The sequence below is a fragment of the Mycobacterium sp. NPDC004974 genome, from assembly GCF_053600815.1.
The window spans coordinates 241,536-261,211 of sequence record NZ_JBSGAQ010000003.1 but is presented as its reverse complement, the minus strand read 5'-3'; the positions used below and the strand labels follow the sequence as shown (position 1 = coordinate 261,211).

Below are 19,676 nucleotides of genomic sequence, written 5' to 3'. Positions count from 1 at the left end.
TACTGCTGCTGAGGGTTACGCATTGTGTGAGTTCCGTCTTGGTGGAGCAGGTCCTATGTGCGGTGATCAGTGCGCGACTGCCTTCTCCGCACCCACGCCGGTCAGCGATCGCACTTCCATTTCGGCATTGAGCTCCGGGCTCCCGCTGTCGGACGAGGTGAGCGTGCCGATGATGCCGAGCGCGAACGCCAGCGGGATGGACACGATGCCCGGATTGGCCAGCGGGAAGAAGTCGAAGTCCGCGCCGGGGATCATCGCGGTCTTACTGCCCGAAACGGCAGGCGAGAACACGATCAGCACGATGGTCGAGATGAGCCCGCCGTACATGCTCCACAGGGCGCCGCGGGTGTTGAATCGCTTCCAGTACAGCGAGTACAGGATCGTCGGCAGGTTGGCCGCGGCCGCCACGGCGAATGCCAGGGCCACCAGGAACGCCACGTTCTGCCCGTTGGCCAGGATTCCCAGCCCGATCGCGAACACGCCCAGCACGACGGCGGTGATGCGCGACACCCGCACCTGCTCGGCTTCAGTCACCTTGTGCGACTTGAGCACTGAGGCGTAGATGTCGTGGGCGAAGGAGGCTGATGCCGTGATGGTCAGGCCGGCCACCACCGCCAGGATCGTCGCGAACGCCACCGCCGAGATGACGCCGAGCAGGATCACGCCACCGAGTTCGAAGGCCAGCAGCGGGGCCGCGGAGTTCACGCCGCCGGCCGCCCCGAGGATCCGGTCCGGGCCGACCATGGCTGCCGCGCCGTAGCCGAGGACCAAGGTGAACAGGTAGAAGGCGCCGATCAGCGCGATCGCCCAGACCACCGACCGCCGAGCCTCTTTCGCGGTCGGCACGGTGTAGAAGCGCATCAGCACGTGCGGCAGGCCCGCGGTGCCGAGCACGAGTGCCAGCGCCAGCGAGATGAAGTTGATCTGCGAGGTGAGCGACCCGCCGTACTGCGCGCCGGGTGCCAGCACGTCGCGGCCGGATACGCCCTTGGTGGTGGCTCCGGAGATCGCCGACTGCGCCGAGCCGAGGATGTCGGAGAAGTTCAGTCCGAACTTGCTCAGCACCATCACGGTCATCAGGGCGGCGCCGGCGATCAGCAGTACGGCCTTGATGATCTGCACCCAGGTGGTGCCCTTCATGCCGCCGACCAGAACGTAGACGATCATCAGGATGCCGACGACGGCGATCACGATCGACTGCCCGGCCCGGCTGTTGACGTCGAGCAGCAGGGCGACCAGGCCACCGGCCCCGGCCATCTGGGCCAGCAGGTAGAACAGCGACACCGTCAGCGTCGAGATCGCCGCGGCCAGCCGCACCGGCCGTTGCTTGAGCCGGAAGCTCAGCACGTCGGCCATGGTGAATTTGCCGGTGTTGCGCAGCAATTCGGCCACGAGCAACAACGCGACCAACCAGGCCACCAGGAAGCCGATGGAGTAGAGGAAGCCGTCGTAGCCGTAGACGGCGATGGCGCCGGCGATGCCGAGGAAGCTGGCCGCCGAGAGGTAGTCGCCGGCGATGGCGATGCCGTTCTGCGGGCCGGAGAAACCGCGGCCACCGGTGAAGAACTCGTCGGCGGTGGCGTTGCGCTTGCTGGCCTTGATCACCACGATCATCGTGACGACGACGAAGAGGCTGAAGATGCCGATGTTGGCGACGGGGTTGCCGACGGTTTCGGCGGCGAGGGTGGTGATCGTCATCAGAGGGTGCCCTCCAGCTCTTCGCGGATCGCGGTGGCCCGCGGGTCGAGCTCTTTGTTGGCGAAGCGCACGTACAGCCCGGTGATCAGGAACGTGGTCAGGAACTGGCCCAACCCGATCAGCAGGCCGACATTGATGTTGCCGAACACCGGGATTGCCATGAAGTCGTGGGCGAATGCGCCGAGCGCGACGTAGAGGGCATACCAGAGCAGGAAGAACGCGGTCATGGGAAAGACGAAGCGGCGCAGTCTGGTACGCAGCTCCTGAAATTCGGGACTGGCCTGCATGGCGAGGAACTGCTCCCCGGTGGGGGCAGACCTCTCGGGAAGGTCGGTTTCGGTCACCGAGGACTCCTGACAATTGGCTGTGTGTCGGTTGGGCACTGAACCTAATTGAGAGGTGGGTCACACAGGGGCCGTATCACGGTCGATACGCCGAATCCGGCCATCGTTGCGCTGAACGGTCGGTCGACGGGGCTGAGCGGCAGGCGGTCAGCCCGGGGGGACGCGCTCGACGCCCAGGCCCAGCCGTTCCGGTACGTGCATCCGCGCGAAGATCTGCGCGATGCCGGGAGTCGGCCTGGTGAACCGGCTGACCACGATCATCGTCAGGAAGGCGATCGGCACACTCACGGCCGCCGGGTAGCCCACCATCACCGCGGGCCAACCGCCGAGCACGGCGTCGTCCACGCCGCCGGTGATCGCCACGAGCACCGCGCCGCCGCACACGCAACCACCGACCACGAGCCCACAGGCCGCGCCGACAACCGTCAGTCCGCGCCACCAGATCCCGAGCACCAGCAGCGGACACAGCGTCGACGCGGCGACGGCGAAGGCCAAGCCGACGCTGCGCGACAACTCCAGCCCGGACACCATCAGCGACAACGGAATCGGGATCAACCCTCCGATCACCGCGGCGATCCGGAAATCTCGGACCCGGCCGCGCAGCACATCGGTGGCGAGTGCGCCGGCGATGCTGACCAGCAGCCCCGACGAGGTGGCCAGGAAGGCCGCGATCGCCCCGGCGGCCACCAGCGCGGCCAGCAGTTGGCCGCCGATTCCGCCGACGGCGGCCCCGGGCGCCAAAAGGACGGCAGCGTCGGCGGTTCCGGTGATCAGCAGCTGCGGGACATAGAGCCGGGAGAACACCCCGAGCAGGACCGGGAAGATGTAGAACACCGACAGCAGCGCCACCACCGCGAGCGCGGTCCGGCGCGCGGCCCGCCCGTCGGGGTTGGTGTAGAACCGGACCAGCACGTGCGGCAGGCCCATGGTGCCGAGGAATGTCGCGACGATGATGGACAGCACCTGATATAGCGGATGCCCGCCGCCCAGGCCGCCGCCCGAGGCGATCCACTCGCTGCCGGTGCCCGGGGTGCCGGCCACCACGGGCGTGGCCGCACCGGCGGCCAGCGTCAAGGTTGTGCCCGCGCCGAGGGTGTGTTGGCCGGGCGCCGTGATCCGGGCGGACTCGACGTGGCGGCCGTCGAGATCGCCGGACACGGTGATGCCGGCCGGTTCGATGACCTGGACCATGACAGCGGTGTCGATCTGCACGGTGGTCTGCTGCTGCACGGTCGGCGGTAGCGGGCCGCCCAATTCCCCTCGGTCGCTGATGAACAACCCGAGAAGCGCCAGCGCCGGGACTGCGACGGCGGTGAGTTTGAGCCAGTACTGGAACGCCTGCACGAAGGTGATCGATCGCATGCCACCGGCCACCACGTTGGTGATGACGATCGCGGCGACGAGCAGCGGGCCGACCCAGACCGGAACGCCCAGAAGCGTTTTCAGGGCGAGTCCGGCCCCCTGGTACTGCGGGGCCAGATAGAACAGGCAGATCACCACGACGACGAGCATGGCCACCTTGCGCAGCCGGGCCGAGCCGAGCCGGAATTCGGCGAAGTCGGGGACGGTGTAGGCCCCGGAGCGGCGCAGGGGTGCTGCCACGAACAACAACACGCCCAGATAGCCCGCGGTGAACCCGACCGGATACCACAGCGCGTCGGCCCCGTACTTCGCGATCAGCCCGGCCACTCCGAGAAACGAAGCAGCGGAGAGGTATTCACCGGAGATCGCGGCGGCATTCCATTGCGGGCCGACACTTCGCGAGGCCACCAGGAAGTCGGAGGTGGTGCGCGACAACCGGACTCCGTACGCCCCGATCGCGATGGTGGCCACCACGGCGGCCAGCAGGGCGGCGGCGGTCAGCGGTGCGCCGGTCATGGTTCGCTGTCGACGACCCGGACGAAGTCCCGTTCGCCCTGCTCTGCCAGCCGCACGTACAGCCGCCCCACGCCGTACAGCAACGGGTAGAGCAGCCCGGCCAGGATCAGCCAGTTGAGTCGGATCCCGAACACGGTGAGCGCGGCCAGATCCGGCACGGCGGCATTGAGCAGCAGAAGCGCCACCACCGCTACGACTACGACGCCGGCCAGCCGCAGCGCGAGGCCGAGCTGGGTCCGCACCAGGCCGCGGACGAGCGCATCGCCGACCTGTGTCTGCTCCTGGACCTCGACGCGGGTTCGCACCATGCGGGTGCCGCGGCGGTGGGCGAGGACCACCCGCTCACGTTGAGGAGTGGGCCGCTCACTCATCGCTGCCCGCCGGCTTGAGGGAACGCATCGGATCGCGGACCAGCCGGTCGCGCAGTTCCCGGGCCTGGCGTCGGCTCACCGGCAGTTCGACAGCGGGCGAAGTTCCGTTGGCGCGCAACCGAACCAGAACCGCGCCATCGGACGTGCGGAGCCCGGTGACCTGTCGCAGGGACACCAGGTAGGACCGGTGGATGCGCTGGAACCCGTGGTCGCGCCAGCGGGCTTCCAAGGTGCTCAACGGGATTCTCACCAGGTGCGCACCGGTCGCCGAGTGCAGCCTGGCGTAGTCGCCCTCGGCCTCGACCCAGCCGATGCTGTCGCGGGGCACCAGGTGAGTGATGCCGCCCAATTCGGCCGGCACGACATCCCAGTCCTGATCCTCGGCGGTGGCGCCCCCCGCCGCCTCGGCCGGTGGTCGTGGTGCCGCCGAGGCGACCCGGCGCACGGCCTCATCCAGGCGGTTCTGCCGGATCGGCTTGAGCAGATAGTCCACGGCGCCGACGTCGAAGGCGGCCACCGCCTTGTCCTCGTGGGCGGTCACGAATACCACGGCGGGCCGGTTCGTGTAATTGGCCAGCACACCGGCCAATTCGATCCCCGACAGCCCGGGCATGTTGATGTCGAGAAACACCGCGTCGAAGGCGTGCTGGTTGAGTTCGCGTAGCGCCGAGGTGGCGTCGGACGCGGTGTGCACCGCACCGATGTCGGGGTGCCGGCCCAGCAGGTAGGCCAGCTCGTCGAGTGCGGGTGCCTCGTCGTCGACGGCGAGCACGGTCAGGTTGGCACTCACCTGAACGCACCTCCGCCGGCTCGGACCCCTGAGCGGAACTTCGGCACGCGCATCACCACTTTCGTGCCCGCCCCGACCGCTGTCTCGACCACAAGACCGTAGTCGTTGCCGAACGCCGCCCGCAGCCGGTGATCGACATTGGTCAGCCCGACGTGGGCGGACTCGCCGGTGCGGTCGGCCAATGCGTCGCCTGGTCCGGCGCGCAGCGTGTCCGGATCCATGCCGGTGCCGTCGTCCTCGACGGTGATCACGCATTCGGTGCCTGCGTCGCGCGCGATGATCTCCACCGATCCGCCGCCTTTGCCGGCTAGCCCGTGCCGCACCGCGTTCTCCACCAACGGTTGTAGCGCGAGGAACGGCACCACGACATTGAGCACCTCGGGGGCCACCTGCAGCCGCACCTTCAGGTTGGCGCCGAACCGGGCCCGCTCCAGCGTGAGGTAGCGGTCGATGTTGCGCAGCTCGTCGGCCAACGTGGTGTATTGCCCGGCCGCGCGGAACGAGTACCGGGTGAAGTCGGCGAATTCGAGGATCAGCTCACGGGCCCGGTCGGGGTCGGTGCGGACGAACGACGCAATCGTGTTGAGCGCGTTGTAGATGAAGTGCGGGCTGATCTGGGCGCGCAGCGCCAGCACCTCAGCCCGGTCCAGCCGGGCGCGCGACGCGTCGAGCTCGGCGAGCTCGATCTGGCTGGCCGCGTAGCGGGCCACCTCGCCGACCGCGCCGAGCATGCCCGGGCCGGGGCTGGCCGGTGCCAGCACGACGAGGGCGCCGAGCACCTCGCCGCCCTCGGTCAGCAGCGGCTGGGCCACCACCGCCGTCGAGCGAGCCGTGCGCAGCACGCGGCGCCCGGCGGCGATCGACTCCCGTGCGGTGTCGGCGCAGACGTCGACGGTGTCGGACTGCCAGATCGCCTCGTCGTCGTGGTCGCGGGCCAGCAGGGCCGCGTCGTCGTCGAACAGCGCCAGCCCTGCGGTGCCGGTCAATTCACGCAGATAGGGCGCGGCGGTCCGAGCGGATTCGGTGTCCAGACCCTGGCGCAATGCACGGGCCGCCTGGGCCGCGGTGTGCAGCGCGGCGTGCACGGCACGCTCGGTGGGGGTGGCCACCACTTTTCGGGTGCGCACCACCACGACGGCGGCGAACGCCGCCAGGATCAGCGCCAGGGCCAGCGCGACTGCAACCTCGCCGGACATCGTGCGGCCAACCTTAGATGGCTTTGCGGGAAAACCGCAGCTAGCTCACCTATTGAACGGGGCAGGCGTACTTTCTGGCCACGTCGTACACCCGCTGCTCGGCGCCCGGGCCGATCACGCCCTGTGCGGCCAACTCCCAACTGATGTACCCCGGGATGCTGCCCGTACAAGCCTGGTGAGCGACGCGCCATGCAGTATCCGGGTTGAGGTGGAATCCATTGCGGTCCAGGCCCTGCATGTAGTTGTCGAAGTCCGGCGTGCCCTGGTCGGGGATGGCGTTGGCCGTGGCGGCCAAGGCAATCGCGGTAGCCACCGCTGCAATAAGTGGTGCAACGACGCGTCTCATGTCCAACTCCTATGGGCATATTCACCGGTTATCGCGTACACATTCGCACACTGGACCGACACAGACGTCAAAAACGTGCGGAGTCCTAGACTGGCGCCGTGGGAAAACTGCAGCTAGTCCAAGATCCGGAGGCCGACGCGCTGCTGGAGTCCAACCCGTTCGCGCTTTTGGTGGGGATGTTGTTGGACCAGCAGATCCCGATGGAGACGGCATTCGCCGGGCCCAAGAAGATCGCCGACCGTCTCGGTGACGTCGATGCTCGCGAGATCGCTGACTACAACCCGGACGAATTCATCGCGGTGGTTTCGCAAACCCCTGCCATTCACCGGTTTCCGGGGTCGATGGGCAAGCGGGTGCAGGACCTCGCTCGGGCCATCGTCGACGAGTACGACGGTGACGTGACGGCGTTGTGGACCGGCGGCGACCCCGATGGCAAAGAGGTGCTGCGCCGGCTCAAGCGTCTGCCCGGGTTCGGTGATCAGAAAGCCCGGATCTTCTTGGCGCTGTTGGGCAAGCAATACGGGGTCACACCGGAGGGCTGGCGTGAGGCGGCGGGGGATTACGGCACTGCCGGCAGCTTCATGTCGGTGGCCGACGTGGTGGATCCCGGGTCGTTGCAGAAGGTTCGCACCCACAAGAAGCAGATGAAGGCCGCGGCGAAGGAAGCCAAGGCCGCCAAGGCCTGATTGGCTTCGAGCCTGCGCCCAGATCGCGTTTCGACGCGAAATCGCGATCTGTGCGCAGACTCGGGGTTGAAAGCTGGGCTACCTATGCAAAGGTGAATATATGGCGAAGACACACCTGAATTGCCCGTGCGGCGAAGCGATCAGCGGGACCGATGAGGACGACCTGGTCGAGAAGGCCCAGGCGCACCTGGCTCAGCAGCACCCCGGGCGTGAGTACGACCGGGAAATGATCCTGTTCATGGCTTACTGATTCACGGCCTACCAGGCCCCCAGACTTACAGCCCCAGACTTACAGCCCCTGACAAAATTCCCGGTCGCCGGCCATGAGGCCAGCGACCGGGAATTTCGTTTCCCCATTCATATGGTGTGGTCAGGGCACCACCGTGGATCCGATGGTGGGCATGAACTGGCACTGCATCTCGGTCGTCGTGACCTGTCCGAAGATCGTCGTCATGATGCTGCCCGATCCGGTGTCGGCGATCGCGGTCAGCGTGGTCGGGCCCTCGGGGTTGAGGTCCGAGCGCGGCTGGAGCGTCACGCTGCCGGACTTGCCGGTCGTCAGGTTCACCCATGTGGCGTTGAGCGGAAGCTTCTGCTCGGCGGCCGGGCCGGGGGTACCGATCGCGGTGAACACATAAGCGGTCTGGCCTGGCTTCGGGCCGGGCAGCGGAATGGTGGCGGGCCCGGCCACCGAGATCGCGGTCGCCAGAACATTTCCGCCGTCTTTGAGGCACCCGTTGCTGATCGACGGGTACATGAAGTCCTGCTTCGTGGGTGTGTTCGGTCCGAAGCCAGGGGCCGCGGCGCCCGCCGGTGCAGCTTCAGGCGCGGGTGCCGGGGCCGGGATCGTGGCCGCCGCCGGAACAGCCCCGGGGGCGGGAGCGGGTGCGGCTTCAGGGGCAGGGGCGGGCGCCGGAGCAGGCGCGGCCTCGGGAGCCGGCGCCGGGGCGGGAGCGGGCAGTGCCTCAGGGGCCGGCCCGGCCGCATGGGCCGGGTCGACACCCATCGGCAGGTGAGCGTCGCCGCCGGCACCCAGGGCGGGAACATGCTCGGGTGCGGCGACAGGCTGGGCCGCGAAGTGGTTGACCGCCGTCGCGACGTTGCGGGATTCAGCCGATTCCGATTTGTTGGCAGCGAAGGCCTGTGCGGCTGCCATCAACAGCTGCACAGCGCCACCCGGATCGGCCGCGGCCTGCTGGATGATCGGGCTGAGGCCTTCCACCGCCGACAGGCCGGGAGCCTGCACGTTGTCGATCGGCAACGGTGCGGCCGGCAACGGTGCGGCCGGCGCCGGGTCGGCGTTGGCTACTCCGGTGCCGAACAGCAACGCAGCCGACGTACCGACTGCGATGGCGCTGGCGAACAACATTTTCGGTGACTTGCGCGGTGACATGGCTTTCCCAATCGTTTCGGGCGGTCAGACCAGTTCGTGGATCAGGGCAGGCCGGCGGTCAGCAGCGGTGCCAGTGCTGCGACACCCGGGTTGGTGATGCCGGGAGCTGCAGCCGCGGGAGCCGCCAGGGCCGGAGCCGCCGCCGCTGCCGGGGCCAACGGGGCCGCCGCGGCGGTGACAGGCAGTGCCGTTTGAGCCGCGACCGGAGCCAGTGAGGCCAGGTCGCCCGGGATGTTCACCTTCTGGGGCAGCGGGATCGGCATCCCGGGCAGCTGCGGGATCGTCAGCTCGGCCGAGGGGATCAAGGATGCGGGGCCGCTGACCGGAGCCGTCGGCACCGTTGCGGCCGGCACGGCGGCCGGTGCGGTGGGCAAGCCCGGCACCAGAGATCCCAGGGGCGCATTGGCCGCTGCCGGTGTGACGGACGTGGGCATCTGGGGCAGGGTCACCGATGCGGTGGCACCCGGGGCGGGTGCCGGGGCGGCGGCGGGGGTGCCGGTCAATGCAGAGGTCACGCCTTGCAGCAGTTGCGGCGCGACGGCCGGCACGCCGGCGAGCTGGTTGACGATCGGCAGGTTCGGCGCGGGGACCGCCGGGGCCGGGGGCACCGGCTCGGCGTTCGCTGCGGCGCTGAGGGCCAACGCGACCGGGACTGCGCCGGCGGCCGCGATCATGCTGGTGGAAATTGCTCTCCAGGTGAAGATCATGGTTCTCCCAATCGGTTGCTTGAACGACTGAGCACGAAACTATCCAGTTACTGGTGTTACTCAAGTGACACGTGTGGCGGTTATTCAACCGTTACTGCAGCGGCTGAATTCGTTATCGCGCAGTGCCTCGGGCGTTATGCGCCGGGCGCGCACCGTAACCCCGGCGTGACAAACCGTCGGCGTGACGCGGCGGGCGGACGACGGCGGTGGACGGGTCGCTAAAGTCGTGTCCGTTAACACCGAACCGGCCACCCACGTCTCAGCAACCGCGCGGCTCTACCGCCTGGCGCCTGTGTTGCTGGTCCTCAGCATTGCGGCGCGCCTGGCCTGGACGTACCTCGTCCCGAACGGTGCCAATTTCGTCGACCTGCATGTCTACGTCGGTGGCGCAGCCACGCTCGACGGTCACGCAGGGGCGCTCTATGACTACGTCTACGCGGACCAGACGCCGGATTTCCCATTGCCTTTCACCTATCCGCCGTTCGCCGCGGTGGTGTTCTACCCATTGCACCTGCTGCCCTTCGGGCTGGTCGCGTTCTGCTGGCAGATCGGCATCATCGCCGCGCTGTACGGCGTGGTGCGGATCAGTCAGCTGTTGCTCGGCGGGCCGGCGCCCCGGCGTGTCGCGATGCTGTGGACCGCCGTCGGCATCTGGACCGAACCGCTGCGCAGCACGTTCGACTACGGCCAGGTCAATGTCGTCCTGGTGCTCGCGGTGCTCTACGCCGTCTACAGCAATCGTTGGTGGCTGTCCGGGCTGTTGGTGGGCCTGGCCGCCGGGGTGAAACTCACGCCCGCGGTGTCGGGCTTGTACTTCGTCGGCGCGCGCCGGTGGGCCACCGCAGTGTTCTCGGCTGTGGTGTTTTTCGGAACGGTCGCGGTCTCAGTGCTGGTGATCGGAGATGAGGCGCGCCGGTACTTCACCGAATTGCTCGGTGACGCAGACCGGATCGGGCCGATCGGGACGTCGTTCAACCAATCGTGGCGCGGCGGGATCTCGCGCATCCTCGGCCATGACGCCGGATACGGCCCGGCCGTGCTGCTCGGTATCGCGGTCACCGCGGTCCTCGCCGTGCTGGCGTGGCGGGCCGTCGGCGGCAGCGCCGACAGGCTGGGTGCCATCGTGATCGTGAGCCTGTTCGGGTTGCTGCTTTCACCGATTTCGTGGACGCACCACTGGGTCTGGCTGATCCCGCTGATGATCTGGTTGCTGCACGGGCCATTGGCCGACCGGCTGGGCGCACGGATCCTGGGGTGGGGTTGGCTGGCGCTGACGTTGGTCGGGGTGCCGTGGCTGCTCAGTTTTGCCCAGCCGACGATCTGGGTGATCAGCCGGCCCTGGTACCTGGCCTGGGCCGGGCTGGTCTACATCGTCGCGACGCTCGCCACGCTGGCCTGGATCGCGACTAGCCGGGCTGGGCGGCCAGAATCCGGTTGATCTCCTTGGCCAGCTGGATGTCCCTCTCGGTGATCCCGCCGGCGGAATGCGTCACCAGTGCGAATGTGACTGTGCGCCAGCGGATGTCGATGTCAGGATGATGGTCTTTTTCCTCGGCGAGGTCAGCCACGCGGCGTACCGCGTCGATGCCGTCGAGGAACGTCGGGAATTTGGTGGATCTGCGCAGGGCGCCCGCCGCGCGCTCCCAGCCCGGCAGATCGGGCAGTGCGGCGTCGACCTGATCGTTCGATAACACGGCCATATGCCCGACGGTATACCGTCGGGCGCGATGGATGAGCAGATCGTGGTGGCCGGTGCCCTGTTCTCCGGGGCCCGGCTGTTGGTCGCCCAACGACAGCGGCCCCCGGAGCTGGCTGGTCTGTGGGAGCTGCCCGGCGGCAAGGTGGCTCCCGACGAGAGTGACGCCGACGCCCTGACCCGCGAACTGCGGGAGGAGCTGGGCGTCGAGGTGACCGTCGGTGCCCGGCTGGGTGTGGATGTCGCGCTGAAGGCGGGCATGACGCTGCGCGCCTACCGGGTGACGCTCACGTCGGGCAGTCCGCAGCCGCACGACCACCGGGCACTGCGCTGGGTGACGGCCGGAGAGCTCGACCAGCTGCCATGGGTGCCCGCCGACCGGGCCTGGCTCACCGATTTGGCCGCAGCACTCTCTCCGCCGAGCGGACGCGAAAGTACCTGAAACAGCCCGATTTCGGGTACTTTCACTGGGGCCCCTCCCGCCTGCGGGGGACTGCTCGCGCAATAAAGTGACCGCAGCGCAACGGGATTAATTTCGACATACCGATGTTGCGGATTACATTTCCGTGAAACTGCCCGCAACGTTTCCGGGAAAATGGCGCGACCGCGCCGAACATGGTGTTTTGCTGTTGTGGTGACCACGGCAAGTACGCCGTACCTGGGCCAAGGGCAGAGCATGAATCTCTTGCTGGCCACATGGGTCTCGGCCATCAATTTCTGGGCCTGGAACATGATCGGCCCGCTGTCCACCACCTACGCCGTCGACATGAGGCTGAGCAGCACCCAGGCATCCATGCTTGTCGCCACTCCCATACTGGTCGGGTCGCTCGGCCGGGTCGCAGTCGGCGCGCTGACCGACAAGTACGGCGGCCGCACCATGTTCCTCGCGGTCACGCTGGCCTCGATCGTGCCGGTGCTGGCCGTCGGGGCGGCCGGCGAGGCCAGGTCTTACCCGATGTTGTTGGTGTGCGGGTTCTTCCTGGGCATCGCGGGCACCATCTTCGCGGTCGGAATCCCGTTCGCCAACAACTGGTATGCGCCCTCCCGTCGCGGCTATGCCACCGGCGTGTTCGGTATGGGCATGGTCGGCACGGCGTTGTCGGCATTCTTCACGCCGAGATTCGTGCGGTGGTTCGGGTTGTTCCCCACCCACCTCATCATCGCGGTCGCGCTGGCGCTGACCGCGGTGCTGTGTTTGGTGGTGATGCGTAATTCACCCGTGTTCGAGCCGAATACCGATCCGGTGATGCCCAAGCTCAAGTCGGCGCTGAAGCTTCCCGTGACGTGGGAGATGTCGTTCCTGTACGCGGTGGTCTTCGGTGGATTCGTGGCGTTCAGCAACTACCTGCCCACTTACATCAAGAACGTGTACGAGTTCTCCTCGGTCGAAGCAGGTAGTCGCACAGCGGGATTCGCGCTGGCCGCGGTGCTGGCCCGGCCGGTCGGCGGTGCACTGTCGGATCGGATCCCGCCCAAGTTCGTGGTGCTCACTTCCTTCGCCGGGACGGCGGCACTCGCCTTCATCGCGATGTTCCAGCCGCCGCCCGATGTGTGGTCGGCCGCGACGTTCATCGGTCTGGCGATCTTCCTGGGCATCGGCACCGGCGGCGTGTTCGCCTGGGTGGCGCGCCGGTCACCGGCCAAGGAGGTGGGCTCCGTCACCGGGATCGTGGCCGCCGCAGGCGGTTTGGGCGGCTACTTCCCACCGCTGGTGATGGGTGCGACGTATGACGCTGTAGATCACGACTACTCAGTCGGGCTTCTGCTGCTGGTGGCGACGGCATTGGTGGCCTTCGGTTACACGGCCCTGCGCCTTCACGCGCACGAACCACAGCCCAAGGAGGCGCGGCAATGACCAAGCCCCACATCGGCGGATCGATCGAGGAGCTGCTCGAGCGTAGTGGCAGGTTCTTCACCGCCGGTGAGTTCTCCGGTGATCTGCGTACCGTCACGCGCAAAGGGGGCCGTCAGGGCGATGTGTTCTACCGCGACCGGTGGAGCCACGACAAGGTGGTGCGTTCGACCCACGGGGTCAACTGCACGGGATCGTGTTCCTGGAAGATCTACGTCAAGGACGGGATCATCACCTGGGAAACCCAGGAGACCGACTACCCGTCCGTGGGTCCGGACCGCCCCGAGTACGAGCCACGCGGGTGCCCGCGCGGTGCAGCATTCTCCTGGTACACCTACTCGCCGACGCGGGTGCGGTATCCGTATGCGCGCGGCGTACTGGTCGAGATGTACCGGGAAGCCAAGGCGCGCCTGAAGGATCCGGTGCTGGCCTGGGCCGACATCCAGGGCGACCCCGATCGCCGCACGCGGTATCAGCGGGCCCGCGGCAAGGGCGGCCTGGTCCGGGTCAGCTGGGCCGAGGCCACCGAGATGATCGCCGCCGCACATGTGCACACGATCAAGGCCTACGGGCCGGACCGGGTGGCCGGGTTCTCGCCGATCCCGGCGATGTCGATGGTGTCGTTCGCGGCGGGGTCGCGGTTCGTCGAACTCGTCGGCGGGGTGATGACGTCGTTCTACGACTGGTATGCCGACCTGCCGGTGGCCTCCCCACAGGTGTTCGGTGACCAGACCGACGTGCCGGAGTCCGGCGACTGGTGGGACGCGTCCTATCTGATGATGTGGGGCTCGAACGTCCCGGTGACGCGCACGCCGGACGCGCACTGGATGGCCGAGGTGCGTTATCGCGGTACGAAAGTGGTGACCGTCAGCCCGGATTACGCCGACAACACCAAGTTCGCCGACGAGTGGATGCCGTGCGCGGCGGGCACCGACGGTGCGCTGGCGATGGCGATGGGCCACGTCATCCTCGACGAATGCTTCGTGCAGAACCGGGTTCCGTTCTTCGTCGACTATGTCCGCCAGTTCACCGATCTGCCGTTCCTGGTCAAACTCGAGGAGCGCGACGGTGTGCTCGTCCCAGGGAAAAACCTGACCGCGGCCGATCTCGGCGGACCAGTGGCCGAACAGGAGAATGCGGCGTTCAAACCGGTGCTGCTCGACGGTGCCAGTGACAGTGTCGCGGTACCGCAGGGATCGCTCGGATTCCGTTACGGCAGTGACGGTGTGGGCAAGTGGAACCTCGATCTGGAGGAACTGTCTCCCGCGCTGACCGTGTTGGGTGACACCTTCGAGACGGCCGAGATCACGCTGCCGCATTTCGACACCGTGGACGGCAGCGGCGCGACCATGCGGCGCGGCGTTCCGGTGCGGCGCGTCGGAGAGCACCGGGTGTGCACGGTGTTCGACCTGATGCTGGCCCAGTACGGCGTGCACCGGCCCGGCCTGCCCGGGGACTGGCCCACCGGTTACGACGATGCCACCCGGCCCTACACCCCGGCCTGGCAGGAGCAGATCACCGGTGTGTCGGCCGCTCAGGCGATCCGGGTGGCGCGCGAATTCGCCCGCAACGCCGAGGAATCCGGTGGCCGGTCGATGATCATCATGGGCGCGGGCATCTGCCAGTGGTTCCACGGCGACGCCACCTACCGGGCGGTGCTGGCGCTTCTGCTGCTCACCGGTGCGATGGGCCGCAACGGCGGCGGCTGGGCGCACTACGTGGGCCAGGAGAAGTGCCGGCCTGTCACCGGGTGGGCCGCGATGGCGATGGGCACCGACTGGTCGCGCCCGCCGCGCCAGATGGCCGGGACGTCGTACTGGTACGCCCACACCGACCAATGGCGCTACGACGGCTACCGCGCGGATGCCCTGTCCAGTCCGGTGGGCCGTGGCCGGTTCCGCGACAAGCACACGATGGATGTGCTGAGTTCCGCGGTGGCCATGGGATGGACGCCGTTCTACCCGCAGTTCGACCGCTCCAGTCTGGACGTGGTCGATGAGGCCAAGGCGGCCGGCCGGGAGGTGCCGGACTATGTGGCCGAGCAATTGGCAAGTGGCGAGCTAAAACTCGCGGTCACCGATCCCGACAACCCGGCCAACTGGCCACGCGTGCTCAATGTCTGGCGGGCCAACCTGCTGGGCTCGTCCAGCAAGGGCAATGAGTACTTCCTGCGCCACCTGCTGGGCACGACGTCGAACGTGCAGGCCGAACCCACCGGGGAGGAGTTGCGGCCAAGGGACGTGGCCTGGACCGAGGACATCCCCGAGGGCAAGCTGGACATGCTGATGTCGATCGACTTCCGGATGACCTCGACGACGCTGCTCTCGGATGTGGTGTTGCCCGCGGCCACCTGGTACGAGAAGGCGGACCTGTCCAGCACCGACATGCATCCGTATGTGCACGCGTTCAGCCCGGCCGTGGACCCGCCCTGGGAAACCCGGTCGGATTTCGAGGCTTTCGGGGCGATCGCCCGGGTTTTCAGCGCGCTGGCCGCCCGCCACCTGGGCACCCGCACGGATGTCGTGATGGGCACGCTGCAGCACGACACCCCCGGTGCGATGGCCTATCCCGGTGGTACCGAACATGATTGGCGGACCACCGGTGAGACACCCGTGCCGGGCAAGACAATGGGCCCGCTGGTGGTCGTGGAGCGGGACTACACGGCGATCGCCGAGAAGTGGTCGGCACTCGGCCCGCTGGTCGAGAGCTTGGGCCTGACCACCAAAGGCGTCACGACGCACCCCGACCAGGAAGTCCACGAACTCGCCGCGAAGTTCGGTGTCATGGATTCCGGTGCGGCGCAGGGGTGTCCCGCGATCACGACCGCGGAGCGGATGGTCGATGTCATCCTCGCGTTGTCGGGCACCTCGAACGGCCGGCTGGCAGTCGAGGGGTTCAAGGAGCTGGAGAAGCGCACCGGCCGCAAACTGGTGCACCTGGCCGAAGGCAGCGAGGAACGCCGGATCACCTACGCCGATACCCAGGCCAGACCGGTACCGGTGATCACCAGCCCGGAGTGGTCGGGCAGTGAGACCGGTGGCCGCCGCTACGCGCCGTTCACGGTGAACATCGAGGAGCTCAAGCCGTTCCACACCCTCACCGGCCGGATGCACTTCTACGTCGACCACGACTGGCTGGAAGAGCTCGGAGAGCAGCTGCCGATCTACCGGCCACCGCTGGACATGGCGCGGTTGTTCGGCGAATCCAAGCTGGGGCGCGACGGTATCGGCCTCACCGTGCGGTACCTGACCCCGCATTCCAAGTGGTCGATCCACTCGGAGTACCAGGACAACCTGTTCATGCTCTCGCTGTCACGCGGTGGCCCCACCATGTGGATGAGTCCGTCGGACGCCGCGAAGATCGAAGTCAAGGACAACGACTGGATCGAGGCGGTGAACCGCAACGGCGTACTGGTGTGCCGCGCCGTGGTCAGCCACCGCATGCCCGACGGTGTGGTGTACGTCTACCACGCACAGGAACGGACCATCGACGTTCCGCTGACCGAAACCACCGGAACCCGTGGCGGTATCCACAATTCACTGACCCGGCTGCTGGTCAAGCCCAGCCACCTTGCCGGCGGGTATGCCCAGCACTCGTTCGCCTGGAACTATCTCGGCCCCACCGGAAATCAGCGCGATGAAGTGACGGTGGTCCGCCGCCGCTCACAGGAGGTGAAGTACCAGTGAAGGTCATGGCCCAGATGGCGATGGTGATGAACCTCGACAAGTGCATCGGATGTCAGACCTGTTCGGTGACCTGCAAACAGGCCTGGACCAACCGGGCCGGGACCGAGTACGTCTGGTTCAACAACGTCGAAACCCGTCCGGGACAGGGCTATCCGCGTACCTACCAGGATCAGGAGAAGTGGCGTGGCGGGTGGAAGCTGGATCGCCGCGGCCGGCTGAGGCTGCGCGACGGCGGCCGGTTGGCCAAGCTGGCCAGGATCTTCGCGAACCCGAAGCTGCCGTCCATCGACGACTACTACGAGCCGTGGACCTACGACTACGAGAACCTGACTTCGGCGCCGCTGGGTGAACACTTTCCCACCGCGCCGCCCCGCAGCCTGATCACCGGTAAGCCCATGAAGGTTTCGTGGTCGGCGAACTGGGACGACGACCTTGCGGGTTCACCGGAGATCGTGCCCGGCGACCCGGTCCTCAAGCAGGTCAGCGAGCAGATCAAGCTCGAACTCGAGCAGACCTTCATGTTCTATCTGCCCCGGATCTGCGAGCACTGCCTCAACCCGGCGTGTGTGGCATCCTGCCCGTCGGGCGCGATGTACAAGCGTTCCGAGGACGGCATCGTGCTGGTCGATCAGGACCGGTGCCGCGGGTGGCGCATGTGCGTGTCCGGATGCCCTTACAAGAAGGTGTATTTCAACCACAAGACCGGCAAGGCCGAGAAGTGCACGCTGTGCTACCCGCGGATCGAGGTCGGGCTGCCCACGGTGTGTTCGGAAACCTGCGTGGGCCGGCTGCGCTACCTCGGCCTGGTGTTATATGACGTCGACCGGGTGCTGGAGGCGGCGTCGGTACCTGAGGACAAGGATCTCTACGAGGCGCAGCGGCAGATCCTGCTCGACCCGGCCGACCCCGAGGTGATCGCCGGGGCCCGGGCCGAGGGCATCTCCGACGAGTGGATCGAGGCCGCCCAACGCTCACCGGTGTACAAGCTCATCCACACCTATGGCGTTGCGCTGCCGCTGCATCCGGAGTTCCGGACGGTGCCGATGGTGTGGTACATCCCGCCGCTGTCGCCGGTGGTCGACGCGGTCAGCCGTGACGGCCACGACGGCGAGAACGTCGGCAATCTCTTCGGCGCGCTCGAGGCGCTGCGTATCCCGATCGAGTACCTGGCCGGGTTGTTCACCGCGGGGGACACCGCCGTCGTCGAAGGGGTGCTCCGCCGGCTCGCGGCGATGCGGTCCTACATGCGCGACATCAACCTCGGCCGTCAGACCCAGCCGCACATCCCGGCCGCGGTCGGCATGACCGAGGAACACATGTACGAGATGTACCGGCTGCTGGCGTTGGCGAAATATGAGGAGCGCTACGTCATTCCGACCGCGTACAGCACCGAGGGGATCCCCGGCGCGGAGGAGCCCGGCTGCTCATTGTCGTTCGAAGGTGGGCCCGGAATGTACGAGTCGGGCCCGTTCGGTGAGGCCAGCGGTGGGCCGGTGCCGGTGGCGGTGGAGACCTTCCATGCGCTTCAACACCGGCAGACCAGCGGCGGCATGGCTGCCAACGCCGAACGTCCGTCGCGGGTCAACCTGCTCAACTGGGACGGCAGGGGAGTGCCGTCGGGCATGTTCCCGGGAGATCAGTGATGAAACGTCGCAAGCGAACCCGCGAAAGCGCCATGCAGGACCGCCTGGTGTGGCAGGCGGCGTCGCTGATGCTTGCCTACCCGGACGACGGCCATGCCGATCGTCTGCAGACCGCGGCGCGTCTGCTGGACCACGTCACCGGTGAGGCACGGGCGCTGCTCGGCGAAACCGTTGTACGGCTGAGCCTTCGACCCACCATGGAACTGGCGCAGGAGTATGTCGAGACCTTCGACCTGCACAAGCGGTGCACCATGCTCCTGACCTACTGGACGTCGGGGGACACCCGAAACCGCGGTGCGGACATGGTCGAATTCACCCAGGCCTACCGCGCCGCAGGCGCTGGGATCCCGAAAGGTGAAGCACCCGACCATCTTCCGGTGGTGCTGGAATTCGCCGCCACGGTCGACCCGGATGTGGGGCGCCGGTTGCTCGCCAAGTACCGGGTGCCGATCGGTGTGGTGGCCCGAGCGTTGGCCGAGCGGAGGTCGCCCTACGCGCCCGTCGTCGCAGCGGTGGACGCAACCCTGCCGCCCCTGGCCTCCGTGGACGACGTGTCGCGGTTGATCATGGCCGGGCCGCCGGCTGAATCCGTGGGACTGCAGCCATTTCAGCTGACCGTTCCGCCCCGCCGGGTACAGGAGGTGCTCTGATGTCGGGCTGGGAGATCTTCTGGGATGTGGTGCCGTATGTGACGCTGGCGGTGGTGGCAGTCGGCACCTGGTGGCGGTACCGCTACGACAAGTTCGGCTGGACCACGCGCTCGTCGCAACTCTACGAGTCGCGGCTGCTGCGCATCGCCAGCCCGATGTTCCACTTCGGCATGCTCGTCGTGTTCATCGGCCATGTCATCGGCCTGTTCATCCCCGAATCCTGGATGGACCTGGTGATGAGCGATCATGTGTATCACTTGCAGGCGGTCATCCTCGGCGGGATCGCCGGTGTCGCGGCCCTGGTCGGGATCGCCCTGCTGATCTACCGCCGCCGTGTCACCGGCCCGGTCTTCATGGCCACCACCGTCAACGACAAGACGATGTATGTGGTTCTGGTGGCCGCGATGGTGGCCGGCTTCGCCTGCACTGCGATCGGAGCGACGCCGGGGGGCGCCGAGCACGACTATCGCGAGACCGTGTCTCCGTGGTTCCGGTCGATCTGGATCCTGCAGCCCCGCGGCGACCTGATGGTCCAGGCGCCGGTGTACTTCCACATCCACGTCATGATCGCGCTGGCGCTGTTCTGCCTGTGGCCGTTCACCCGGCTGGTGCACGTGTTCAGCGCCCCGATCGGCTACCTGTTCCGGCCCTATGTGGTGTACCGCAGCCGGGATGTCGCCGAGAAGTCAGAGTTGGTCGGGTCACGACCGCAGCGTCGGGGCTGGTGAGCGCCGGCAAGC

The 19,676-nt window shown here is 67.4% G+C and carries 19 protein-coding genes; 9 read left to right on the top strand and 10 right to left on the bottom strand.

Annotated elements, in window-relative coordinates; genetic code table 11:
• Nucleotides 1-66: 66 nt before the first annotated feature.
• The 7 genes from ACWEFV_RS09275 to ACWEFV_RS09245 all read right to left on the bottom strand — a co-directional run bounded on the left by ACWEFV_RS09275 (nucleotide 67) and on the right by ACWEFV_RS09245 (nucleotide 6,623).
• Nucleotides 67-1,698 carry a solute symporter family protein gene (locus ACWEFV_RS09275; RefSeq protein WP_135457402.1) on the bottom strand — a complete coding sequence of 544 codons (1,632 nt, stop codon included), beginning with the start codon at nucleotides 1,696-1,698 and terminating at the stop codon, nucleotides 67-69.
• Nucleotides 1,698-2,042, bottom strand: coding sequence for a DUF485 domain-containing protein (locus ACWEFV_RS09270; RefSeq protein WP_450069926.1), 345 nt, complete (start codon nucleotides 2,040-2,042; stop codon nucleotides 1,698-1,700). Before ACWEFV_RS09270 ends, ACWEFV_RS09275 begins: the two co-directional genes overlap by 1 nt.
• A gap of 147 nt (nucleotides 2,043-2,189) precedes the next feature.
• Nucleotides 2,190-3,920 carry a sodium/solute symporter gene (locus tag ACWEFV_RS09265; RefSeq protein ID WP_135457398.1) on the bottom strand — a complete coding sequence of 577 codons (1,731 nt, stop codon included), beginning with the start codon at nucleotides 3,918-3,920 and terminating at the stop codon, nucleotides 2,190-2,192.
• Nucleotides 3,917-4,291, bottom strand: coding sequence for a hypothetical protein (locus ACWEFV_RS09260; RefSeq protein ID WP_167857947.1), 375 nt, complete (start codon nucleotides 4,289-4,291; stop codon nucleotides 3,917-3,919). The genes ACWEFV_RS09265 and ACWEFV_RS09260 overlap by 4 nt, the downstream gene beginning before the upstream one ends.
• Nucleotides 4,284-5,081, bottom strand: a complete 798-nt coding sequence (locus ACWEFV_RS09255) for a LytR/AlgR family response regulator transcription factor (RefSeq protein WP_450069925.1) — start codon at nucleotides 5,079-5,081, stop codon at nucleotides 4,284-4,286. Before ACWEFV_RS09255 ends, ACWEFV_RS09260 begins: the two co-directional genes overlap by 8 nt.
• Nucleotides 5,078-6,277, bottom strand: coding sequence for a sensor histidine kinase (locus ACWEFV_RS09250; protein WP_450069924.1), 1,200 nt, complete (start codon nucleotides 6,275-6,277; stop codon nucleotides 5,078-5,080). Before ACWEFV_RS09250 ends, ACWEFV_RS09255 begins: the two co-directional genes overlap by 4 nt.
• A gap of 49 nt (nucleotides 6,278-6,326) precedes the next feature.
• Nucleotides 6,327-6,623: a DUF732 domain-containing protein gene (locus tag ACWEFV_RS09245; protein WP_450069923.1), complete on the bottom strand. Its 297-nt coding sequence runs from the start codon at nucleotides 6,621-6,623 to the stop codon at nucleotides 6,327-6,329.
• Between the two features lie 98 nt (nucleotides 6,624-6,721).
• Here ACWEFV_RS09245 and ACWEFV_RS09240 point away from each other — a divergent pair, with 98 nt between their 5' ends.
• Both ACWEFV_RS09240 and ACWEFV_RS09235 read left to right on the top strand, forming a co-directional pair.
• Nucleotides 6,722-7,309 (top strand): HhH-GPD-type base excision DNA repair protein, encoded by a 588-nt coding sequence (locus tag ACWEFV_RS09240; protein ID WP_450069922.1) that lies wholly within the window; start codon nucleotides 6,722-6,724, stop codon nucleotides 7,307-7,309.
• 100 nt (nucleotides 7,310-7,409) lie between these two features.
• On the top strand, nucleotides 7,410-7,559 hold the full coding sequence (locus ACWEFV_RS09235) for a DUF1059 domain-containing protein (protein WP_003882209.1): 150 nt from the start codon (nucleotides 7,410-7,412) through the stop codon (nucleotides 7,557-7,559).
• Between the two features lie 120 nt (nucleotides 7,560-7,679).
• Here the strand turns inward: ACWEFV_RS09235 and ACWEFV_RS09230 are convergent, their stop codons facing one another.
• The gene (locus ACWEFV_RS09230; protein WP_450069921.1) at nucleotides 7,680-8,702 is read right to left on the bottom strand and encodes an Rv1157c family protein; all 1,023 of its coding nucleotides are present in this window, start codon (nucleotides 8,700-8,702) and stop codon (nucleotides 7,680-7,682) included.
• Between the two features lie 41 nt (nucleotides 8,703-8,743).
• The gene (locus ACWEFV_RS09225) at nucleotides 8,744-9,409 is read right to left on the bottom strand and encodes a hypothetical protein (RefSeq protein WP_450069920.1); all 666 of its coding nucleotides are present in this window, start codon (nucleotides 9,407-9,409) and stop codon (nucleotides 8,744-8,746) included.
• Nucleotides 9,410-9,635: 226 nt separating this feature from the next.
• Between ACWEFV_RS09225 and ACWEFV_RS09220 the strand changes: the two genes are divergently transcribed.
• Nucleotides 9,636-10,847, top strand: a complete 1,212-nt coding sequence (locus tag ACWEFV_RS09220) for a mannosyltransferase (RefSeq protein WP_450069919.1) — start codon at nucleotides 9,636-9,638, stop codon at nucleotides 10,845-10,847.
• Here the strand turns inward: ACWEFV_RS09220 and ACWEFV_RS09215 are convergent.
• On the bottom strand, nucleotides 10,816-11,109 hold the full coding sequence (locus tag ACWEFV_RS09215) for a 4a-hydroxytetrahydrobiopterin dehydratase (protein WP_450069918.1): 294 nt from the start codon (nucleotides 11,107-11,109) through the stop codon (nucleotides 10,816-10,818). The genes ACWEFV_RS09220 and ACWEFV_RS09215 overlap by 32 nt on opposite strands.
• Nucleotides 11,110-11,136: 27 nt before the next feature.
• Between ACWEFV_RS09215 and ACWEFV_RS09210 the strand changes: the two genes are divergently transcribed.
• From ACWEFV_RS09210 to narI, 6 genes are all read left to right on the top strand, one after another.
• Complete coding sequence (locus tag ACWEFV_RS09210) at nucleotides 11,137-11,547, top strand: (deoxy)nucleoside triphosphate pyrophosphohydrolase (RefSeq protein ID WP_450069917.1); 411 nt, start codon at nucleotides 11,137-11,139, stop codon at nucleotides 11,545-11,547.
• A 234-nt stretch (nucleotides 11,548-11,781) separates the two neighbouring features.
• Nucleotides 11,782-12,960: a nitrate/nitrite transporter gene (locus tag ACWEFV_RS09205; RefSeq protein WP_450070160.1), complete on the top strand. Its 1,179-nt coding sequence runs from the start codon at nucleotides 11,782-11,784 to the stop codon at nucleotides 12,958-12,960.
• Nucleotides 12,957-16,643, top strand: coding sequence for a nitrate reductase subunit alpha (locus tag ACWEFV_RS09200; protein WP_450069916.1), 3,687 nt, complete (start codon nucleotides 12,957-12,959; stop codon nucleotides 16,641-16,643). Before ACWEFV_RS09205 ends, ACWEFV_RS09200 begins: the two co-directional genes overlap by 4 nt.
• Nucleotides 16,640-18,286 carry a nitrate reductase subunit beta gene (gene narH / locus ACWEFV_RS09195; protein WP_450069915.1) on the top strand — a complete coding sequence of 549 codons (1,647 nt, stop codon included), beginning with the start codon at nucleotides 16,640-16,642 and terminating at the stop codon, nucleotides 18,284-18,286. Before ACWEFV_RS09200 ends, narH begins: the two co-directional genes overlap by 4 nt.
• A complete protein-coding gene (narJ, locus tag ACWEFV_RS09190) occupies nucleotides 18,286-18,936 on the top strand; it encodes a nitrate reductase molybdenum cofactor assembly chaperone (RefSeq protein ID WP_450069914.1) in 651 nt (216 codons plus the stop codon). The genes narH and narJ overlap by 1 nt, the downstream gene beginning before the upstream one ends.
• Nucleotides 18,936-19,664, top strand: coding sequence for a respiratory nitrate reductase subunit gamma (narI, locus tag ACWEFV_RS09185; protein ID WP_450069913.1), 729 nt, complete (start codon nucleotides 18,936-18,938; stop codon nucleotides 19,662-19,664). Before narJ ends, narI begins: the two co-directional genes overlap by 1 nt.
• The last annotated feature ends 12 nt before the right edge of the window (nucleotides 19,665-19,676 follow it).